Below are 19,241 nucleotides of genomic sequence, written 5' to 3'. Positions count from 1 at the left end.
AAAGGATAAGGTAGTGACTGAATATTCTGTAGATAGTATATGTTCTCAATAACTTAAATTTGACAATGCTTAAATATTTTTATGCAATGCTAGTGAAAAAAATTATTCTACAGTATAATCATCAATATCTATTGCATCCGGATCCTTTTTTTCTTTCTCTATATCTGGATCGCCACTTTGATATTTAGCAAGTAAATTTTTTAAAATTGGCCACATCAAAACAAAGACTGCAATATCATCCAATTGACCTAAAACTGGAAAAAAATCACCCACCAGGTCAAAAGGAAAAATAAGGTAGGCAACAGGTACTAAAAAAAGCGCCTTTTTACTCAGCTTAACATCCGAATCCTTCATTAAACGAATTATATTTACTACAGTTGCCAGGCTTTTACTCATTATTTCCACCTCATTTTTTCTACTTTCTAATGATTATTATACAACATTTTTTAGTGAAAAACAAAAAAGGAACAGTTCGAAAACTGCTCCTTCTGCTAATCATTATTAAATTACAATTTAGACCGAGATTAAAATGCTGGTACAACAGCACCTTCATATTCTTCTAAAATAAATTCTTTAACAGCTTCTGACTGAATAATCTCAGCTAAAGTATTAATCTTTTCACTGTCCTCATCACCACTGCGAACTGCTATTACGTTAACATATGGTGAATCACTACCCTCCATAACTAAAGCGTCTTCCAGAGGGTTTAAGTCAGCCTCCAGAGCATAATTGGTATTAATAACTGCACCTGCAACATCAGGTAAGACCCTTGGTAATTGAGCTGCTTCCAGTTCCTCAAATTGTAGATCTTTAGGATTTTCTACAATATCAATTGGAGTGGCGTTCAAGTTTTCTGGATCATCTAATGTAATAACTCCTTCATTGTGCAGTAAGATTAAAGCTCTACCTTCATTTGAAGGGTCATTTGGTAGGGCAATTGAAGAACCCTCTGGAATTTCATCTAAGCTTGTGTACTTATCAGAATATAATCCTATTGGCTCCACATGAACTTTAATTGCTGAAACTAAATCTAGACCACGATCAGCGTTAAACTGTTCTAAATATGGTACATGCTGAAAGAAGTTAGCATCAATACTGCCGTCATCTAAAGCAATGTTTGGAGTTACATAATCAGTAAACTCTACTATTTCCAGTTCAATACCTTCAGCTTCCAGATCTTCTCTAATAAACTCAAGAATTTCCGAATGCGGCAGTGGTGTTGCCCCAATCTTAAGCAGGTGACCATCAGCCTGAACAGCACCAGCAAATACGAAAGTCAAAATTGCTAAAATCAAAATTGTTTTCTTTAACATAATTATCTCTCCTCTTCTACTTGTTATAAATTTATAAATTAATTCTGACACTATATATTTTGTCAGAAATAATTCCACGCTTCTCTTCTATCTTATGTTATTCTAAATCAAAACATGATAATAGTAAATATTTTACCACTTAGGCTCTGTGATCAAAAAATGAAGCTATCTGATTACCAAAAAATTGAATTAACTGCACCATAACTACCAAAATAACAATAGTCTCCAGCATAATAGCCAGCTGAAAACGCTGGTACCCATAGCGGATAGCGATATCGCCGAGACCACCCCCACCAACTGCTCCAGCCATGGCTGAATAACTTACCAGACTAATTGCTGTCAGAGTCAGGCCGAGAATAATCGCCGGCAGTGATTCTGGTAATAAAACTTTAAATACAATCTGTAAGGGGCTGGCTCCCATCGACTGAGCTGATTCGACAACTCCCTGATCAATTTCTAAAATCGCATTATCAGTGACTCTTCCCATAAATGGAATTGCTGCCAGAGAAAGTGGAACTACCGCTGCATTGGTGCCAATTGAAGTCCCAACTATCATTCTGGTAAAGGGAATAACTGCTACCATTAGAATAATAAAAGGAATCGATCGCCCAATATTAATTATTCCATCAAGAATAAAATTTAACGGTTTATTGGGTAAAATATGGCCCTGTCTGGTGATTGTAGTTAAAATACCAAGTGGAATTCCTCCTACTATCGCAAAAAATAATGACATTGCCACCATGTATAAAGTTTCTAAAGAACCGCTAATCATTAAATCATTGTAGCGGGCTAAATCTGTAATAAAATTAAACATTATCCAACACCTCAACTCTTAAATCCTGACTCTTTAGATAGGCAATACTTTCCTCAATATTGGTCAGCTGCCCTTCTAAATCAAGCACCAGAGTACCAAAAGGAACACCCTGAATTTCATCAATATTTCCATATAAAATATTTGCGTCAACTGAATAATGTTTTACCAGATCAGAAATATAGGGGTCATGTGTCTTTTCTCCCACAAAGGAAACTCTAATTAATTCTCCCGGTCTTTCTTTTCTAACATATTTAACTATGCGCTCCGGCAGATCAAAATCAATAACTGAACTGATAAACTTTTTGGTCAGCGCTTTCTGCGGCTTTGAAAAAATATCAATTATTGATCCTTCCTCAATAATTTCTCCAGCCTCTAAAACAGCAACTCGATCACAAATATCTTTAATTACTCCCATCTCATGGGTAATTAAAATAATTGTCAGGTTCATCTCATCTCTAATTCTGCCTAAAAGTTCAAGTACAGATTTAGTACTTTCCGGGTCAAGCGATGAGGTCGCTTCATCCGACAAAAGTAAATCAGGGTCATTTGCCAGAGCTCTGGCAATACCTACCCTCTGCTTCTGACCTCCAGAAAGCTGAGCTGGATAATGATCTGCCCGATCTTCCAGGCCGACCAGTTCAATTAATTCTTTTGCTTTTTGACGTCTTTTCTTTTTTCCCACTCCTGCAATTTCAAGTGGAAAAGCTACATTCCCCAGGACAGTTCTTGAAGAAAGAAGATTAAAGTGCTGAAAAATCATACCAATCTTCTGCCTGGCAGCTCTTAAATTCTGAGAGCTGAGTTCTGTCAGATCTGTACCATTAATATTTATAGTTCCAGAAGTAGGCTCTTCCAGTAAATTGAGCATTCTAATCAAAGTACTCTTCCCTGCACCACTGGGTCCAATCATTCCAAATATCTCACCATCAGCAACTTCCAGGTTGAGTCCATTGATTGCCTCAACTTTTCCCTGAGCTGCATGATAGTGCTTAGTTAAATTTTCAATTTTAATCAATACTAATCACCCTTTAAAAAATAATAAAACTGCTCCAAATATCAAGAGCAGTTAGAAATGAAAAAAATCCTCCTGAGAGGATTTGATTGCCTCTCATCTATCATTCCCTTCTGGAAATGCTGGAATTAGCACCTTACTAAAGACTTTAAGTAGGTTGCCGGGTATCAAAGGGCCAGTCCCTCCACCGCTCTTGATGATTTTTATTTTCTTTTTAAGTTATATAGTAGTTTATCACTCAATTTTAAATCTGTCAAGTACTTTGTTGGTACCAGGTACAAAACGGCCGTTTTGTACCTGGTTATAGTGAAATAAAGAACAATGCCCTATATAACTTCGACATTTTTTCGCATCTGAATCCCGGAACCGCCTTTTTTGCTTTCTACACTGGTAAAATCAAGCCGCTGCTCAGGCAATTCATATAAAAATCTGGAAGGAACAATCTGCTTGTACTGCCCCTGTTCTCCGGAAACTTTGCGATTTGAAAATGATATAAAGAGTAATTTTTCAGCTCTGGTCATTGCTACATAAAAGAGCCTCCGCTCTTCTTCTACAGCATAGGGATTTGAACCTGCTGCCTTTTCTTCCAGACTTTTTAGATGAGGAAAGACTTCTTCCTCTGCTCCAATAATAAAAACAACTGGAAATTCAAGTCCTTTGGCTGAATGAGCAGTCATTACTTTGACCTTTTCCTGAGTATCTTCGCTAATATCCTTATCTGAAATCAATTTGTTAATCAATAAATAATCATAAAGTCCTCGCCCGGGATTATTTTTTTGAAAATCTGCCATATCCTCTAAAAACATGTTCATATATTTTTTTCTCTCTTCTGGACTGTCAAGCTCTGCCAGTACATTTTGATCAAAATCTACCCGCTGATAAAGCTCAAGAGCCTTTTTATGCATTGCCAGCTTTTCATCCCGCAGATCATAAATGCTGTCAATAACCCGCCGCTGAAATTCAATAATATTAGCCGCCTTGTTATTTCCAATTCCCTTAACAAGAGTCGGACTCTCAAAAACATCAGTAATTTTCAGATTGTGCTCTCTGGCATATTTGTTAATTTCACTCAACAAAATTTCTCCAACCCCGTGAACCTCAATTCTAAAAAGCCGCTTTAAAGCCAGCCTGTCATTAGGATTAACCAGCAGTTTAAGATAATTGACAAAATAGCGAATTTCCTGGCGGTCAAAAAAGCTAACTCCTCCTACCAGCTGATGAGGGATTCTAAACTTTGGCAGCTGATTCTGCAGCTGCATCGATTGAAAATGGCTGCGGCACAAAATAGCAATATCACTTAATTTATAATTATAAAAATCAACAAGGTGATTAATCCGCTTACAGACATATTTTGCCTCAACAAGAGGACTTTCTGCTCGAGCTATAAAAATTGGAGCCCCATCGTCAGCTTCAGTCCAGGCTTCTTTAACCTTATTCTGACTGTTATTGTTTATCAGTTGATTGGAGGCTGAAATAATATTATTGGAGCTGCGGTAATTGCGCTCCAGCTTAACAATTTTAGCTTCTGGATAGTCATGCTCAAATTCTAAGATATTACTGATATCAGCACCCCGGAAGCCATAGATTCCCTGCCAGTCATCACCAACCACAAAAATATTATTTTGAGGTCTGGCCAGCAGAGAAACCAGATGATACTGAGAATGGTTGACATCCTGATATTCATCGACCTGGATATACTTAAATTTATTCTGATATTTAGCCAGGATTTCTGAATCAGATTCTAAAAGTTCAATCGTCTTTTTAATCAAATCATTAAAATCAAAACAGTTATTATTTGTCAGCACCCGCTCATACTCCTGATAGATTCTGCTCACAATTTGATAAAAATGTTCAGAACCCTGATTTTCTCCCCGGGCATATTCCTCAACCAGATCAGCCGGCAGTACGAGTTCCATTTTGGCCTTAGAAATAATATTGAAGACCAGCTTTGGATCATATTCAGTCTCTTCCAGGCCAAATTCAAAAATAATGTCTTCTACTATAGCTATTGAATCATTAGTATCATAAATCAAACAACCTTCAGAACGATTTACCTTCTTTAAATTTTCCCGCAGTATCTTGAGGCAGATACTGTGAAAAGTACCGAGGTTCATCTCATCTATAATCTCTGATCCAATCAATTTGCCAATTTTAGCTTTCATATCATCTGCAGCCCTGTTGGTAAAGGTTACAGTTAAAATGTTTTTGGGGCTTACACCACTATTGATCAGATTGGCTGTTCTATAAGTTAGGGTTCTGGTCTTACCGCTTCCTGCTCCAGCCAGAACTAAAACCGGGCCTTTTAGCGTCTCTGCGGCTATTCTTTGTTTTGGGTTTAGATCATTTAGTAAATGACTCATTTTTAAGCTCCTTCTATTTTCAGAATTTTATAAGTTAAAACAAAAGAAAGCCGCCTGCTGATAAAATTTCAATCAACAGACAGCTGATATTTTTGATGCAACGATTATTAATTATATAGAAGTTTATTCTAAATTACAAGTCTGATTTCTGTCATATTTTTTAAAGAAAGACAGCAGCTTAAAAAAACTTAGCTGCTGTTTACTTTCTCTTATCTAATTTCTTAAATCACCGCATATTTCGACATATATCGGGTGGTTCACGGTGCATGTACATTATTTATACAGCTTAAAGTACTCTGCTTTAGAAGGTATATGACCCAGCACAGCCACACAGCCTGCTACCTGGGCGCTGCCGAGATAGGTCCGAGAATCAGAAGGTCCAATCCGGGACTGATAATTACGAGTGGTTGTAGTAAAGGCTGTAGCACCAGAGCCAATTCTCCGCTTGTTACCCATACATAATCCACAGCCCGGCATAATTACTGTTGCACCTGCATGAGTCAATTTAGCCATTGTTCCATCCACAATCAATTCCTCGTAAATATCACGGGAAGCAGGACCGACAACTACATTCACTGACTGAGGAATTTGGTGACCGGCAATCACTTCTGCCGCCTCTTTAATACTTTTTAAATCTCCCCCAACACAGCTGCCGATATAAACCTCATCAATTTTCTCTCCTGCAACTTCACTTATTGGAGCAACATTGTCAGGGTGATGGGGCTTAGCAACTAATGGTTCAGAAAGTTCTTCCAGAGGAATTTCAATTTCGGCTGCATACTCTGCATCCTCATCTGCCTTAAATAAAACTGGATTTTCTAAATACGCTTCAATTGCCTGAATAGTATTTTTAACCGAAGGAGAAGTCTCAGCATCCGGCCTTGACTTTAAATATTCCAGGTTCTCCTTTATCGTTTCTACAGTAACCTGATCAGAAGGTACAACTCCAGCTGAAGCACTTCTTTCGGCAACAGCATTTGTTAGAATATAGCGCTCATCAGAGCTTAAGAAGTCAACACCCTCCATTTCAATAATGCGGCCATTATAAATATCTTTACCCACAGTTTTCTCTGCATAAATGACCAGAGCAGATACCAGGTCACGAGCAGTAATCCCTGCTGGTGGACGGCCGGTGAATTTAACTTTAACAGATTCATCCATAGTCAGATCCTGTTTACCATATTTCATAACTCCAGCCACAATATCTGAAGCAGCAGGGAATGATACTCCTCTTGGAGTTCTGGTGTGGGAGTCTCCACCGACAATTACGTCAGTCGGCAGCACAAAGCGGTTACCAATTGTATGAATAATCCCCTCACCTGTCTGCAGACAGACACCTCCGCGCTCGGTTACAAAATCATGTAAAAACTTATGGGTATCTCTTTCAGCACTGGAAGGACACTCACCAGTATGACAGAGAGACTGCACAACAAATTCAGCTCCAAAATCTCCCCCGGCCATTGATTGATATTCATCCATAGTCATGGGCCCGGTTGTATCCTGAGAAAAAGCACCTCTCATTTTAACCTGGGCTGTTTCTCCCGGCAGAATTGTATCCTTACCATCAAGACGATTGTAGGCTACAATTTTTTGGGCAAGTGTTTGAGCCGGCTTTGTTTCTTCTTCAACTACATTTTCTTCAGCAGGTGTTTTTACACCGCCTGTTTCAATTCCATTTTCCTGACAGTAACTTAGAGCCATTGTCTGCAGCTCATTACCGGCATCAAAGTAAGTCATTCCACCGGCAGCGATCTTTTTCATTTTATAGTCAATCGGCAGTTTAATCTGCAGCTCAAATTCGGATTCTGAGTCAGGATTAACAACCAGCTTTTTAGAATTTAAGTTGACTTTTAAACTATCTCCCTCTTTAATTTCAGTGGTGTCAGCTTCCAGCGGTAGAATCCCCGAAGCCACCAGTGATTCTTTAAAAATAGGGGCAAAACTTTTTGCAATTACTACCCCACCTCTTTTCTTTTCAGGTTCACCTTTTACCGGTTCACCTAAAAGCTGCTGCATGGTATAAGTAGCAGATTTACGGGAAGATCCCTCACCTAAAGCTTTTCCAGCTGTGAAAAAGACGCTTTCCGTTTTTTCTGCTTTAGATTTTAAATTATTTAAACGTCCCCACAGGTTTTCTTCGTCATCACGACCATCCATTACAAACTGAGCGTGGCGGGGTTGATCAGTTCTGCTGTTAGCGTTTTTAGATGGACTTAAATGACCAGTTGTAATATTATCACCGACCCGGAGTGAAACTCCCTGATATTGATCAGCAAGCTCCCAATTTTCTGCAAAATCTCTGTAAGCCCAGCTCAGCATCAGTTCATCAATTTTCTTCTTAAAATAAGGGTTTTCTGCTGCCAGTTCTTCAAGCTGCTCAAAATCTGCCTGAGTAACAAGTACAGTTCCCTTTAAAATCTCAGTAATTTTATCTCTATAAATTTCTTTCGCAAAAAGATCAATCAAACTGGAGGTAGCTGCTCCTCCCTTCATCTCTGCCAGCAGTTCAAGAGCCTGCTCTGCAGATAGATATGGATTTTCTTTTTCTCTAATTTTTGCTTCTTTTATAATTTCAGTCAGTCCATCAGCCTTAGCATAAGAAGCAGGAAAAGTTCCGCGCTTAACCTCTTCCCTTAAAAGCCTTAATACAAGCTGATCTAACTGTTCCTTTTTAAATATCTCAAAAGTTTCCTTTTCTAGTCCTTCTACTTTAAGTCCGGCAAAAAGAGATTCAACCTCTTCAGCCTCCAGTGGACGGGGGTCCAGTCCATAAGCATTTTTTCTCTCTACTGCCTTCTTCTTATATCCTTCCAAACAGTCCAATAAATTTTCCAATTTAGCTTCCATTAACTATCTCTCCTCTCTTATCCAGTGCCCGCTATCCCGGGCAAGCTTATATTAATTATAGTTCGGCAATAATTGCTTCAGTAATTTCATCAGTTGTGGCACTGCCGCCTAAATCACCTGTTAAGACTTCACCTTGATTGAGAACTGCAGAAGTTGCTTTTTCTATTCTTGCTGCTGCCTCAAGCTCATTCAGATGTTTAAGCATTAAAACTGCTGAAAATAAGAGGGCTACCGGATTTGCCTTGTTCTGACCGGCAATATCAGGTGCACTGCCGTGAACTGCTTCAAAAACTGCAATCTCATCACCAAGATTCATTCCTGGAGCAAGTCCCAGACCTCCAATTAAACCAGCACCTAAATCAGATACAATATCCCCGTATAAATTAGGCATTACAAGCACATCATACTCTTCAGGATACTGAACCATCTGCATACACATATTATCTACAATCTTATCATCAAATTCTATTTCAGGGTGAGTCTTTTTATATTTGGCAGCAACCTTGCGGGCTTCTTCTAAAAAGAGACCATCACTAAACTTTAAAATGTTGGCCTTATGCACAGCAGTTACTTTTTTGCGGCCTTCCCGGACTGCGTATTCAAAAGCTCTTTCTGTGATCTTGCGGGATGCCTTGCGGGTGATAATTTTAATGCTTTCTGCCGCCTGGTCCCCTACATAATGTTCAATACCCACATAAAGTCCTTCGGTGTTTTCTCTAAATACTACCATATCAATATTTTCATCTTTGGCAAATTTTTTGGCATGTACCTTCAGCGGACGCACATTAGCATATAAATCTAACTCTTTACGGATAGCCACATTAACACTTCTAAATCCACTACCTACAGGTGTTGTAATCGGACCTTTTAGGGCTACTTTGTTTTTCCTAACCGATTTAAAGACTTCCTCCGGCAGAGGGGTGCCATATTTATCCATAACTCCTGCACCAGCTTCTACCCTCTCCCAGTTGATTTCAACTCCTGCAGCGGCAATTATTTCTGCTACTGCCTCCGAAATTTCAGGTCCAATTCCATCTCCAGCAATCATTGTTACATTATGCATTCTCTTTACTCACTACTCCTTTTTGATTATTAAAATAATAAAATAATATTGTCCCAGTATTTAAAACTCTCTGCAGCTCAAATTCACTAATAATTTGCATTTGAAAAAAGCCGGAATTTAATCCGGCTTTATCTTAAAAATGATCAGCTACTATTGAATAACTGATATTTATTATAGCACAGAATGGGCATAACTTTCCAGCTTTTCAAATTCAGCTTCAGTCATTCCTCTGTCTCCGGGTAAAATTCCAGGTGAGTTCTCTCCGTGGTAATCAGAACCACCGGTTATTAAAAGATCAAGTTCCTCTGCTATCTGTTTATATTTTTTTGTAATCTTTTCATTATGTTTGGTCTGATAAACTTCAACACCTTTCAGACCAAGATTTTTTAAACGAGCTATTTCTTCTTTGTCCAGAGCCTCTCCGTGATTGATAATATAAGGGTGGGCAATTACAGGAATTCCGCCTGCTTTTAAAATAACCGCTATTGCTTCAACAGGCAGTACATTTTTCTTTTCAACATATGCTTTTCCACCACCTGCAATAAATTCTTCAGTAAAAGCATCACCAATCTCTTCTATATAACCTTTATCAACCATTGCTCTAGCTACATGCGGCCGCCCCAGACTAACTCCAGTGGCATATTTTTTGACATCTGCAAATTCTAATGGATAACCCATCTCAGATAATTTTTCTATCATTTTATGAGTTCTTTCAACTCTAGAATCCAAAATAGCTTCTGTTAAACCAAGCAGGGCATCATTTTCAGGGTCAACAAAATAACCTAAAATATGATATTCTGCTTCTCCTCTATAAGTAGAAATTTCAATACCCGGAACAACTTTAAGTCCCTTTTGCCGGCCCAATTTCTCTACTTCCTTAACAGAAGTCATATTATCATGGTCAGTAACAGCTATAACTTCTAAATCCAGCTCTATACATTTTTCTACAAGTTCTGCCGGTGTGGAAGCACCGTCTGAAGCAGTTGTATGCATATGCAGATCAATTTTCTTTCTTTCGCTAAACATATCTTTAGACATAAAATATCAAGCTCCTTAAGAGTAATTTTTAACACTAATTAACTTAAAAAGAGATTTGATTACTCTCTGCTCTTAAATTTTAAATACTCTCTCTAAGATACATTTATAGTTTATCAGAAAAAGTTTAAAATATCATTAAAGTTGAGCAATTAATTCAAAATAATCTACTCAGACTTAAATATACCTTGCTTAAATAGTGAAATTTACTCTAATTAACTATATTCGCCCCCTAATATAATACCAGACTAAGCCGACCCATTCATGCAGTGCAGATAGATTAGCTGTCAGTGCCCCTCGATTGGGGAGATAATCAAGCCAGCTAAATTGGTGGTCATAGATAAACCCTGAATGGACTACTAAAAAATTAATATTTTGAGCTTTAAAAACAGCTGCTGAGCGCAGGGTATGATAGGCTGAAGTAACAAGATAAACTTTTTCAATTTCATTTTCATCAATCCATTTTTTTAAATAAGCTGCGTTTTCAAAAGTTGTTTGGGCTCTGTCTTCACTTATATAAAATTCTTTTTCCATCCCCAGTTTTTCCAAAAATTCTGCTGCAGCATCGGCTTCGGAGATTGTCTCCTGGCCAATAGCAACTCCCCCGGAATAAATCAGAGGTGTATTTAGTCGTCGGTGAAGTTGATAGCCCTTAACTAATCTCTGCATACTGTGCAGGGAAGGTTTAGCTTCTTCCCGGGAATAATAATTGAGGCCACCTCCGAGAACAACTATTGGATGTCTTTCAAAAGCATTAACTGATATTTTCTCTGCATAGTTTTCCAGCGGATGAAGCAGCAGCTGAACCCCCGCGGCAGTTGAAAGCAGAAAAAACAGCAGGAGCATAAATAGAGCTAAAAGTTTTATCAGCTTAGATTCTGATTTTTTGAATAAGTAAACAGTCAGGATAAATAAGATTAATACAAATAATCCCGGCGGCATAATTAAAGAAGCAATAATTTTTTCTAATGCTAACATAATTTCCTCCTCAAAAAAACCCCGCCAGAAGCGGGGATAAATTTAATCACTAAATTTGTCTATGACATCCATCAGCTCTGCTATGATCTCTTCTTCTCCATCTTCCTGAGAAATAGCATTTTTTACACAGCCATTAACATGACGGTCTAAAACTTTAAGAGCTACTTTTTTTAAAGCTCCCCGGCAGGCATTGATCTGAGTTAAAATGTCTACACAGTATTTTTCTTCATCAATCATCCGCTGCAGACCTCTAACCTGACCTTCAATCCGCCTCAGCCTTACAATTAAATTTCTTTTATCCCCTTCTGATAATGAATTCATTCTTTCACCCCACAATTCTAACTATCCAATTCTAAAATTTGTATTAATCAAGATCTGGAAAAAGCATTTCTAAAAAATCCAGTCTTAAATAACTGTCCATTGTCTCAAAAGTATCCTTATTTTTAATTTCTCGATCAGTAGTCTGATATTCCACCCAGGCCATCGCCGACCAGGAAATTCCTCTCATTGCTGAAAACTGATTAAAAAGCTTTAAAGCAGCCTTTACTTCATGATATCTCGAATCCATTTTTCTTTCTTTGAGGTAATGATGTAAAAATTCCTCTTCTTCTCCCTGGTTGAAAATAAAATTACTTTTCCAGAGGGTAGTTGTCGGCACCATAAAATGACTTAAATCCTGCAGAGGGGTGGTAACTAATGGCTTTTCCCAGTCTACCAGATAAGCAAGATCGAATTTATCATTAATTAAGAAATTATTTGAATTAACCTCTGTATTGACTATTGCTTCAGGAAAAAAAGACATTAATTCTGATTCCTGTTCTTTTTTTTCAGCCAGGTCAGCTTTCATTTTTAATAGGAATTTCTTGATTTTAGAATCTCCCAGCTCAGAATCAAAATAGCTATCTAAAAGTGAATCACACTCATTCCAGATAGCTGTAAGGGGTTTTTCTTCTCTAATCAACCTTTCAGTTCCAGCCGTATCTAATTTATGAATCTTAGCAAAAACCTTAGCAGCTGCCTTTAAATCTTTCTGATAATCTAAATGTCTCCCCGGTAAATATTCCATCAAAAGTAGTCCATAGTCTATTTTTTCTTTTGATTGATCTAAATAAAAAGGCCTTGGAGTTACTCCAGAAGGTGCAAGTTTCTGCAGGGCAGAAAACTCGTATCCTATCTAATCATCAAGGTTTATCTGACTGCCGAGATTAACCCTCAGTACATATTTTTCATCCTCATCTTCAATTAAATAGTTAATATTATATTCACCCTGGGCTAAGAAGTTTAATTCAGCCCGCCGACTAATCCCTGTTTTAACCATAAAATCTCTATCTCTAATATATTTCTTTAAATCCATTGTTAATTGATCCTTAAAAGACATACAATTTACCTCCATCACTATTTATAAGCAAAAATTTTATCGATAATTTTTTTTGTATTATGTGGATAATTTAAATCTGAATTTATGTTAATTAATTTTGATCTTAAGTCAAGTAATTCCTTAAAAGTGTCAACGTCTGATGCTTCCGGTAAGAAATGACTTTTCAGATTATGCCGGCTAGCCTCTTTAATAGTCCTCTCTAAAACTGATTGATTTCCCCAACCTTCAAAATTAAAAAGTGACTTTTCTGGTTTTTTCATACCTAAAAGATAATAGCCTCCGTCATCAGAAGGACCAATCACAATATCCCGTTCTTTTAAACCTGCAAGTGCTTCTGTAAAAATATCAAGAGCCAGGAGGGGAAGGTCTGAGCCGGTAATAATTACAGGCAATCTGCTTTTTTGATAGGCATCAGCAACAGCATTATACATCCTCTCACCCAAATTTTTTCCACGCTGAGGAATCCGAATAAAATCAGTGTCAATTAAATCTTTAAATAGATTTTGATTTACTTCCGGTGTATAGCTTAAATATAGATCCAGTCGAGAATAAACTCCTTTTAAATTCAAAAATTTAGAATTAATATCTTTTAAAAAAGCCCTGTGTAAATCAGCGCATTCTTCTGCTGTCAAATGGCTTTCTAGCCTTGTCTTGGTTTTCCCAGCTATTGGAGCTCTACTCATAAGCACTAATGAAGCCTGCAAAATAATCTCCTCCTGTCTTATTTAAACTATCGCGCATCACGATATATGGCTTTTAATTTTGCTGGACTCCAGCCCAGCAAATATAAAATTTTTATTTTATGCATCAAAATAATTGTTTTTAGAACACCATATTCTTCCCAGCGTCTGGCAGAGGTATAAATTTTTTATTCAGCATCGCTATAACCTTCCGGAATAATTTCTATTTGATCCCAGGCAGAAAAAACAAGATCCTTAAACCTCTTAGTATCAAGAATTGTTGAAGGCAGGTTGATAATTCCAGCATCCTGCAGTTTTCCTTCTGCTTTTTCTGTTTTAATCTGACCAATTTTTAAATCTTCAACGGTGGATACAAATTTTCTTTTATTATAGGGGAAGATTTCCGGAGCTATCATATAAACAACTGCTACTACATCCCACATATAAAAACCAGTTAGACCAATCATTTCAGATGAATAATCATACCAGTGTTTTATTTTATCAGTAATATAGGCCCGGACAGCTTTGTTCTTTGATCTATTTACCCGCCGCCATGATTTTTCACCAAAACGAGCAGCCAGACATAAATTCCCCGACATTAGAGCAACCGGAACCTCTGCTTTAAGAACTCTCTCTGCAGCTTCTGGATCACTGGTAAGATTAAGTTCATCAATTGTATCCTCACCAAATTGAAGCAGCTCGGTTACACCACCCATGATAATAATTTCCTTTAAGTTCTTAAAAAAATCATTGTCAATTTTCCAGGCAGCATAAAGATTTGTCAGTGGTCCAATAGCAATCAGAGTTATCTCATCTTTATTCTCAGCAGCCGTTTGAGCCAGAAACTCAGCTGCCTCAGTCTGATGATCACCAGCTTCTGCAGCCCCTTTTAAATGTTTTACCTGATCTTTTAATTTAAAATCATTAAGCATGCCTTCAGTGGTATTATAAGTATCTTCTAAATTACTGTTACCAAATACACTTGTAACAGCCATTAGATCAATATCCGCTCGCCCCAGTAAAAATAAAAAAGCAAGGCCGTCATCTACATCTTTTTCATTAAGCCCAATTGTATTATCACAATCTAAGATTACTTTTTTCATTTTATCCCCCTAACAGTCAATTTTTTTCTATTCTCTCTTAAATTTAATTTCAACAAAAATCAATAAAATCCTGCCTTTTTAGAATTATATGATTAATTTAGCTAATAATGATGCAAATTTGTTATTCAAGGTATATAATAGTTTATGAAGGAAAATTAGTATTTTAAGGGGGAATAAGAGTGAATACTGATAAAAAAATTATACTTATCTTGAATTCAATTATTATAATTTCTATATTTTTTAGTTTCACGGCGCTTGCTGTCTCAGAGAGAGGTTTTGAAAATCCTGAACTTTTAATTTCAGCAGCAGAATTAAACGAAAAACTTGAAAATGAAAATAACAGGCTGAAAATAATTGATGTCCGGAACAGTGCCAGATATCTGCTCGGACATTTACCAGAGGCAGTTAGTATGTGGTCAGATGATTTTTCTAATCCCGAAGGCTGGGTTGAGGGTTTAATTGCAGAACCTGAAGCTTTTAGTGCTGCAGCACAGGAAAAGGGAATAAATAATGATTCAGAAATCATAGTCTATGATGAAAACAGCGGCATCTGGGCAGCCAGACTCTGGTGGATTTTTAGGGTTTATGGACATCAAAATGTGAAAATTTTAGAAGGCGGCTATGATAACTGGAAGGCTGAAGATTTTGAAACAAAAATGCTGCCTAACTATCCAGAGGAAGGTAATTTTGTGGTTAAAGATGTTAAAAATGAATGGATCGTTAATTCTGATACAATAGCTGAAAACCTTGATAATGAAAATTTTGTAGTTTTAGATACTAGAACTGAGGCTGAATATTTAGGTGAAGAAACAAATTCTGGGGCTCCCCGTAAAGGCAGAATACCGAATTCTATTCACCTTGAATGGGATTCAGTATTAAATGAAGATTATACTTTTAAATCTGCAGCTGAACTCAAAAAGCTTTTTGAAGAAAACGGGATAACTAAAGACAAAGAAGTGATTGCTCCAATGTGCCACACTGGAGTCAGAGCAGCTCACAGCTTTTTTGCCCTCAAACTTATAGGTTATGAAAACCTCAAGTTATATGATGAATCCTGGGTAGGCTGGAGCAGCCGCAGTGACTTACCAGTAGAAAAGAAATAGTACGGTAAAACTAAGGGAAGAATATCAGTTCTCTTTTCCCAGAAAATTTTTGTTACTAAATAAAGCCAGAGTCTCTGACAGTGACTTTTCTGATTGAAAATACTTTAAGGTTTCAGCGATTAAGCTTTGAGCTGATTTAATTCCTCGATTGAAATGTTTTTCAAACTGCTGATATTTTTCTCTAGACCAGACTTCTTCCCTATCATTAAGGGCATAACTGTACTGACTTAAATCCTGAGGCAGAAGCAGATTTAAAATTTTAAAAAGATAATATTTTAAATAACTGTCTGTGCTGAACAGTTTGTGATATTTACGTAAATCTAAATACGAATCCCAGATTAGTTTTTGATCCAGACTTTCGCCAAGAACATTTTCAAAAATCAGCTGATAAAAATAATTTAGGCTGGCCCGGTATTCCTCTTTTAATTGATAATATGGCAGGGGGTTGACTGTTTTAGGATTTTGATTCCATTTAGCTTCCATTATATAAATATCGATACTGGCCTCAATTAATTTATGCTTTTCTCCGCGGCCCCCATTTTTTATAATAAAAGGATGACACTCTCGATCCAGAGCGTAATGGGAGATAAAACCAAGCAGATAAACCAGATTATTCTGCCAGTATTCAGACTCGGGGATCTCTGCCTGAAGATAAATAGCTTCTCTCTTAAATGAAGTTAAAAGCTCGGCAAAGACTTTTCTGCCGCTGAGCTGATGAACCATCTCCCCTTTTTCAGGACCCACTTTTGCTTTCTGCCAGGGTAAAAAATCATTGTAAAAGAAAAAATCTGCTCCCTGACAGCCGTAATTAAAAAGCTGATAGTTCTGGTTTAAAAGTGATTTTAGCTGATTAGCTTCCAGACCGGCCACTATTTCCTCTCCCGCAATTAAATGTGTCCAGAAATCAGGCATATTATGACCTCCCACTAGTTTTAAGCCTCAATATTTTTTAATGCTTTAACTTTTGGCTTCCTGTTTACCTTTTTCGACATCAACTCTACTCAAAAATATCATACCCAGTATGAAAAAAGAAGCAACTGCAATAATTCCATAACGGCTGGAGCCGGTTAGCTGTCCTGTATAGGCAAAAACGGTGGGGCCAACTATAGCTGCAAATTTGCTGGAAACTCCAAAAAAACCAAAAAACTCTGCTGATTTTGCTTCCGGTACCATAGCTCCATATAAAGAGCGGCTTAAAGCCTGAGCTCCTCCCTGCACCATACCTACAATCCCAGCCAGAATCCAGAAATCAAGAGCTGAATCCAGAAAATAACCGTAAAAAGTAATTCCGGTATAAATAATTAAAGCCAGATAGATACCTTTTTTAGCTGTTATTTTTCCAGCAATTTTGGCAAAGATCAGGGCAAAAGGTATCCCGACAAATTGAGTCAAAAGGAGTGCACCTATCAAATCAGTCTGGCCGATTCCAACTTCGCGACCATAAATCGTCGCCATCCTGATGATAGTTCCAATCCCATCATTATAAAGCCAGAAAGCCAATAAAAACTTCCAGAGTTCTCGATACTTGCGGATATGGACAAAGGTTGATTTCAGCCTGCCAAATGCCATTTTAGTATATTTTCCCAGGGGAATTTTTTCGACTCTTTTTTCCGGGTCAGGAAGATATTTAAAAGCCGGTAGGGAAAAGATAAACCACCAGATGGCAACTGTAACAAAAGAAATCTGAGTTGCTGAAGTAACTGAACTGATCCCAAATAAAGCAGGTTTTGAAATCATCAAAAGGTTTACGGCCAGCAGCAGTCCTCCTCCCAGATAACCAGCTGCATATCCCAGACTGGAAACATAATCTATGGATTCAGAATCACTGACATCTGTTAAAAAGCCGTCGTAAAATACATTTCCTCCTGAAAAACCAATATTAGCAATAATAAAAAAGAAAGAAGCAAGTAAGTAGTTGCCTTCGTTGACAAAGAACAAAAGTGCTGTGCCGGTAATACCCAGAAAGACAAAAAACTTGAGGAAAGACTTTTTCGAATCAGAGTAATCAGCAGCTGCCCCCAAAATTGGAGAAATAACTGCAATTATAAGCATAGCAATTGTTTGAGTATAACCCCAGTAGGAAGTAGCTAAATTACCGGGTAAATTGATCCCGGCTACATCTTTATAAAATATCGGCAGCACTGTGGCTAAGATTACCGTGGCAAAGGCGGAATTAGCCCAGTCATACATGGCCCAGGCATAGACTGTTTTCTTTTGTTTATCCATTAGCTCACCCTCTTTAAAATTTTTGAAAGTTATTTGATAAATATTAAACTAATATTTTACTGCTTATTGTTTAATAATTTGAGCAGCTTATTTCTAAACCGCTGGTCATCTGCTTCAGTTCTTTTTTTATGACTGGTATGGCGGCCACTGCGTTTTCTTTCCTTAAACTGGCGGTGTCTTTTGGCCAGAAGTCTTTCGATATTCTGATCGGTAAATTCGCGTCCAGAAAACCCGAGTACTTTAGCTTTTTGGCTGAGAGAAAGGGCTGCCAGTCCGTAATCAGAGGTAATAACCAGGTCACCTGCTTCAATTTTATTACAGAGCACCATATCTACCGATTGAAAACCCTGATCAACTACTTTTAATGTCCCATAGTCAAGCTGATGCTGATGATTGAGGTCTGTATAAACTATTAATTCTATATCCACTGCGGCAGCAACTTCTGTAACAATTGAAATCACCGGACAGCCGTCTCCATCAACTAAGATCCTCACTGTTTTTTAAACTCCACATAGTCAAGTTCTGTTTCTGAATAGCGAGCCAAAGTATAAAGCAGATCAGAAAGACGGTTAATATACTTCTGCAGATCCCTGCTGATATCAGCTTCGCCTGCCAGAGTAGTAATTCTGCGCTCAGCTCTCCTGCAGATTGTCCGTGCCTGATGCAGAGCACCACTGGCTTTTGAACTGCCGGGAATGATAAACATTGATTTTTCCTTTTTATTCATCTGATCTAAATAGTGATCAATTTTTTGCTCCAAAAACTCTATATCTTCTTCAGTTATTTTCTCCGGAAAACTCTCCCAGTCCGGTGTTGCCAGCTCACCCGCCAGGTTAAAAAGCTTACGCTGAACTGAACGAATAATATTATAAACTTCTTCCTCTTCTACAAAATTTTTGGCAAAACCAAGTGAAGAATTGAGTTCGTCGATGGTACCATAGCTTTCAACCCGCAGTGAGTCTTTAGCTACCCTTGTGTTGTCAAAAAGACTGGTTGTTCCCTTGTCTCCGCTTTTAGTATAAATTTTCATTTTAATCCCCTTTCTAGTGTGCACCTGTCGCTCAGTAATTACCACCATTTTATCGCCTCAGCATCTGAGTTCTATCAGAAAAAGACAGTTCCTAACTGGATACTGCCTGGATTACATTTATTTCCTTTAATTATAGCACTTTAAATCTGGAAAAACAAGAATTAAAATCCCTTTATTTTTACTAAATCTATTAAAGACTATCGACTCAACTTTCGGCGTTAGGTTTTAGTAATAAAACCTTGATAAACATAGGAAGAAGCTCAAAAAAGTAGTCATAAAAAATACAAAAACACCCCTAT

The 19,241-nt window shown here is 37.5% G+C and carries 19 protein-coding genes and 1 riboswitch; of the genes, 1 reads left to right on the top strand and 18 read right to left on the bottom strand.

All coding sequences use genetic code 11. The features are described from left to right. Positions 1 to 102: 102 nt before the first annotated feature. From C8C76_RS13845 to C8C76_RS13780, 14 genes are all read right to left on the bottom strand, one after another. Positions 103 to 396 (bottom strand): YkvA family protein, encoded by a 294-nt coding sequence (locus C8C76_RS13845; protein ID WP_108142665.1) that lies wholly within the window; start codon positions 394 to 396, stop codon positions 103 to 105. A gap of 128 nt (positions 397 to 524) precedes the next feature. Continuing rightward, the gene (locus tag C8C76_RS13840; RefSeq protein ID WP_108142663.1) at positions 525 to 1,313 is read right to left on the bottom strand and encodes a MetQ/NlpA family ABC transporter substrate-binding protein; all 789 of its coding nucleotides are present in this window, start codon (positions 1,311 to 1,313) and stop codon (positions 525 to 527) included. A 139-nt stretch (positions 1,314 to 1,452) separates the two neighbouring features. Continuing rightward, positions 1,453 to 2,127 carry a methionine ABC transporter permease gene (locus tag C8C76_RS13835; protein WP_108142661.1) on the bottom strand — a complete coding sequence of 225 codons (675 nt, stop codon included), beginning with the start codon at positions 2,125 to 2,127 and terminating at the stop codon, positions 1,453 to 1,455. Continuing rightward, positions 2,120 to 3,142 (bottom strand): methionine ABC transporter ATP-binding protein, encoded by a 1,023-nt coding sequence (locus C8C76_RS13830; protein ID WP_108142659.1) that lies wholly within the window; start codon positions 3,140 to 3,142, stop codon positions 2,120 to 2,122. The genes C8C76_RS13835 and C8C76_RS13830 overlap by 8 nt, the downstream gene beginning before the upstream one ends. Positions 3,143 to 3,232: 90 nt before the next feature. After that, positions 3,233 to 3,342, bottom strand: a riboswitch (SAM riboswitch). 123 nt (positions 3,343 to 3,465) lie between these two features. Further along, the gene (locus tag C8C76_RS13825; protein ID WP_108142657.1) at positions 3,466 to 5,499 is read right to left on the bottom strand and encodes an ATP-dependent helicase; all 2,034 of its coding nucleotides are present in this window, start codon (positions 5,497 to 5,499) and stop codon (positions 3,466 to 3,468) included. 273 nt (positions 5,500 to 5,772) lie between these two features. Continuing rightward, positions 5,773 to 8,346, bottom strand: a complete 2,574-nt coding sequence (locus C8C76_RS13820) for an aconitase family protein (RefSeq protein WP_108142655.1) — start codon at positions 8,344 to 8,346, stop codon at positions 5,773 to 5,775. 55 nt (positions 8,347 to 8,401) lie between these two features. Further along, on the bottom strand, positions 8,402 to 9,409 hold the full coding sequence (locus C8C76_RS13815) for an isocitrate/isopropylmalate dehydrogenase family protein (RefSeq protein ID WP_108142653.1): 1,008 nt from the start codon (positions 9,407 to 9,409) through the stop codon (positions 8,402 to 8,404). A gap of 171 nt (positions 9,410 to 9,580) precedes the next feature. After that, positions 9,581 to 10,447: a PHP domain-containing protein gene (locus C8C76_RS13810; protein WP_108142651.1), complete on the bottom strand. Its 867-nt coding sequence runs from the start codon at positions 10,445 to 10,447 to the stop codon at positions 9,581 to 9,583. Positions 10,448 to 10,663: 216 nt separating this feature from the next. Continuing rightward, a complete protein-coding gene (locus C8C76_RS13805; RefSeq protein ID WP_108142649.1) occupies positions 10,664 to 11,422 on the bottom strand; it encodes a YdcF family protein in 759 nt (252 codons plus the stop codon). A 42-nt stretch (positions 11,423 to 11,464) separates the two neighbouring features. Next, the gene (locus tag C8C76_RS13800) at positions 11,465 to 11,743 is read right to left on the bottom strand and encodes a metal-sensitive transcriptional regulator (protein WP_108142647.1); all 279 of its coding nucleotides are present in this window, start codon (positions 11,741 to 11,743) and stop codon (positions 11,465 to 11,467) included. A gap of 43 nt (positions 11,744 to 11,786) precedes the next feature. Further along, complete coding sequence (locus tag C8C76_RS13795; protein WP_258222582.1) at positions 11,787 to 12,575, bottom strand: aminoglycoside phosphotransferase family protein; 789 nt, start codon at positions 12,573 to 12,575, stop codon at positions 11,787 to 11,789. 21 nt (positions 12,576 to 12,596) lie between these two features. After that, on the bottom strand, positions 12,597 to 12,800 hold the full coding sequence (locus C8C76_RS15445; protein WP_243734053.1) for a hypothetical protein: 204 nt from the start codon (positions 12,798 to 12,800) through the stop codon (positions 12,597 to 12,599). 17 nt (positions 12,801 to 12,817) lie between these two features. Then, positions 12,818 to 13,504, bottom strand: a complete 687-nt coding sequence (locus C8C76_RS13790) for a TIGR04282 family arsenosugar biosynthesis glycosyltransferase (RefSeq protein WP_108142645.1) — start codon at positions 13,502 to 13,504, stop codon at positions 12,818 to 12,820. A gap of 164 nt (positions 13,505 to 13,668) precedes the next feature. Beyond that, positions 13,669 to 14,583: a nucleoside hydrolase gene (locus tag C8C76_RS13780; protein ID WP_108142643.1), complete on the bottom strand. Its 915-nt coding sequence runs from the start codon at positions 14,581 to 14,583 to the stop codon at positions 13,669 to 13,671. 179 nt (positions 14,584 to 14,762) lie between these two features. Between C8C76_RS13780 and C8C76_RS13775 the strand changes: the two genes are divergently transcribed. After that, entirely contained in the window at positions 14,763 to 15,686 is a 924-nt protein-coding gene (locus C8C76_RS13775) for a sulfurtransferase (protein ID WP_108142641.1), read from the top strand. 24 nt (positions 15,687 to 15,710) lie between these two features. Here the strand turns inward: C8C76_RS13775 and C8C76_RS13770 are convergent, their stop codons facing one another. The 4 genes from C8C76_RS13770 to C8C76_RS13755 are packed head-to-tail and all read right to left on the bottom strand — an operon-like array spanning position 15,711 to position 18,942. Continuing rightward, positions 15,711 to 16,598, bottom strand: coding sequence for a zinc dependent phospholipase C family protein (locus C8C76_RS13770; RefSeq protein WP_108142639.1), 888 nt, complete (start codon positions 16,596 to 16,598; stop codon positions 15,711 to 15,713). Positions 16,599 to 16,643: 45 nt separating this feature from the next. Then, on the bottom strand, positions 16,644 to 17,912 hold the full coding sequence (locus C8C76_RS13765) for an MFS transporter (protein WP_108142637.1): 1,269 nt from the start codon (positions 17,910 to 17,912) through the stop codon (positions 16,644 to 16,646). Between the two features lie 56 nt (positions 17,913 to 17,968). Further along, positions 17,969 to 18,406 (bottom strand): YaiI/YqxD family protein, encoded by a 438-nt coding sequence (locus C8C76_RS13760; RefSeq protein WP_108142635.1) that lies wholly within the window; start codon positions 18,404 to 18,406, stop codon positions 17,969 to 17,971. Beyond that, positions 18,403 to 18,942, bottom strand: a complete 540-nt coding sequence (locus C8C76_RS13755) for a cob(I)yrinic acid a,c-diamide adenosyltransferase (RefSeq protein ID WP_108142633.1) — start codon at positions 18,940 to 18,942, stop codon at positions 18,403 to 18,405. The genes C8C76_RS13760 and C8C76_RS13755 overlap by 4 nt, the downstream gene beginning before the upstream one ends. Positions 18,943 to 19,241: the final 299 nt, after the last annotated feature.

The organism is Halanaerobium saccharolyticum (assembly GCF_003053565.1).
GTDB classification, from domain to species: domain Bacteria; phylum Bacillota; class Halanaerobiia; order Halanaerobiales; family Halanaerobiaceae; genus Halanaerobium; species Halanaerobium saccharolyticum_B.
Note: the sequence above shows the minus strand (reverse complement) of the source record. Positions and strands in the feature narration are given on the sequence as shown.

Excerpts from the sequence above, each read along its gene's own strand:
- C8C76_RS13770 (WP_108142639.1), bottom strand. The coding sequence starts at position 16,598 with ATGCCTGATTTCTGGACACATTTAATTGCGGGAGAGGAAATAGTGGCC.
- C8C76_RS13755 (WP_108142633.1), bottom strand. The coding sequence starts at position 18,942 with ATGAAAATTTATACTAAAAGCGGAGACAAGGGAACAACCAGTCTTTTT.
- C8C76_RS13820 (WP_108142655.1), bottom strand. The coding sequence starts at position 8,346 with ATGGAAGCTAAATTGGAAAATTTATTGGACTGTTTGGAAGGATATAAG.
- C8C76_RS15445 (WP_243734053.1), bottom strand. The coding sequence starts at position 12,800 with ATGTCTTTTAAGGATCAATTAACAATGGATTTAAAGAAATATATTAGA.
- C8C76_RS13835 (WP_108142661.1), bottom strand. The coding sequence starts at position 2,127 with ATGTTTAATTTTATTACAGATTTAGCCCGCTACAATGATTTAATGATT.
- C8C76_RS13825 (WP_108142657.1), bottom strand. The coding sequence starts at position 5,499 with ATGAGTCATTTACTAAATGATCTAAACCCAAAACAAAGAATAGCCGCA.
- C8C76_RS13845 (WP_108142665.1), bottom strand. The coding sequence starts at position 396 with ATGAGTAAAAGCCTGGCAACTGTAGTAAATATAATTCGTTTAATGAAG.
- C8C76_RS13780 (WP_108142643.1), bottom strand. The coding sequence starts at position 14,583 with ATGAAAAAAGTAATCTTAGATTGTGATAATACAATTGGGCTTAATGAA.
- C8C76_RS13805 (WP_108142649.1), bottom strand. The coding sequence starts at position 11,422 with ATGTTAGCATTAGAAAAAATTATTGCTTCTTTAATTATGCCGCCGGGA.
- C8C76_RS13765 (WP_108142637.1), bottom strand. The coding sequence starts at position 17,912 with ATGGATAAACAAAAGAAAACAGTCTATGCCTGGGCCATGTATGACTGG.
- C8C76_RS13800 (WP_108142647.1), bottom strand. The coding sequence starts at position 11,743 with ATGAATTCATTATCAGAAGGGGATAAAAGAAATTTAATTGTAAGGCTG.
- C8C76_RS13815 (WP_108142653.1), bottom strand. The coding sequence starts at position 9,409 with ATGCATAATGTAACAATGATTGCTGGAGATGGAATTGGACCTGAAATT.
- C8C76_RS13810 (WP_108142651.1), bottom strand. The coding sequence starts at position 10,447 with ATGTCTAAAGATATGTTTAGCGAAAGAAAGAAAATTGATCTGCATATG.
- C8C76_RS13840 (WP_108142663.1), bottom strand. The coding sequence starts at position 1,313 with ATGTTAAAGAAAACAATTTTGATTTTAGCAATTTTGACTTTCGTATTT.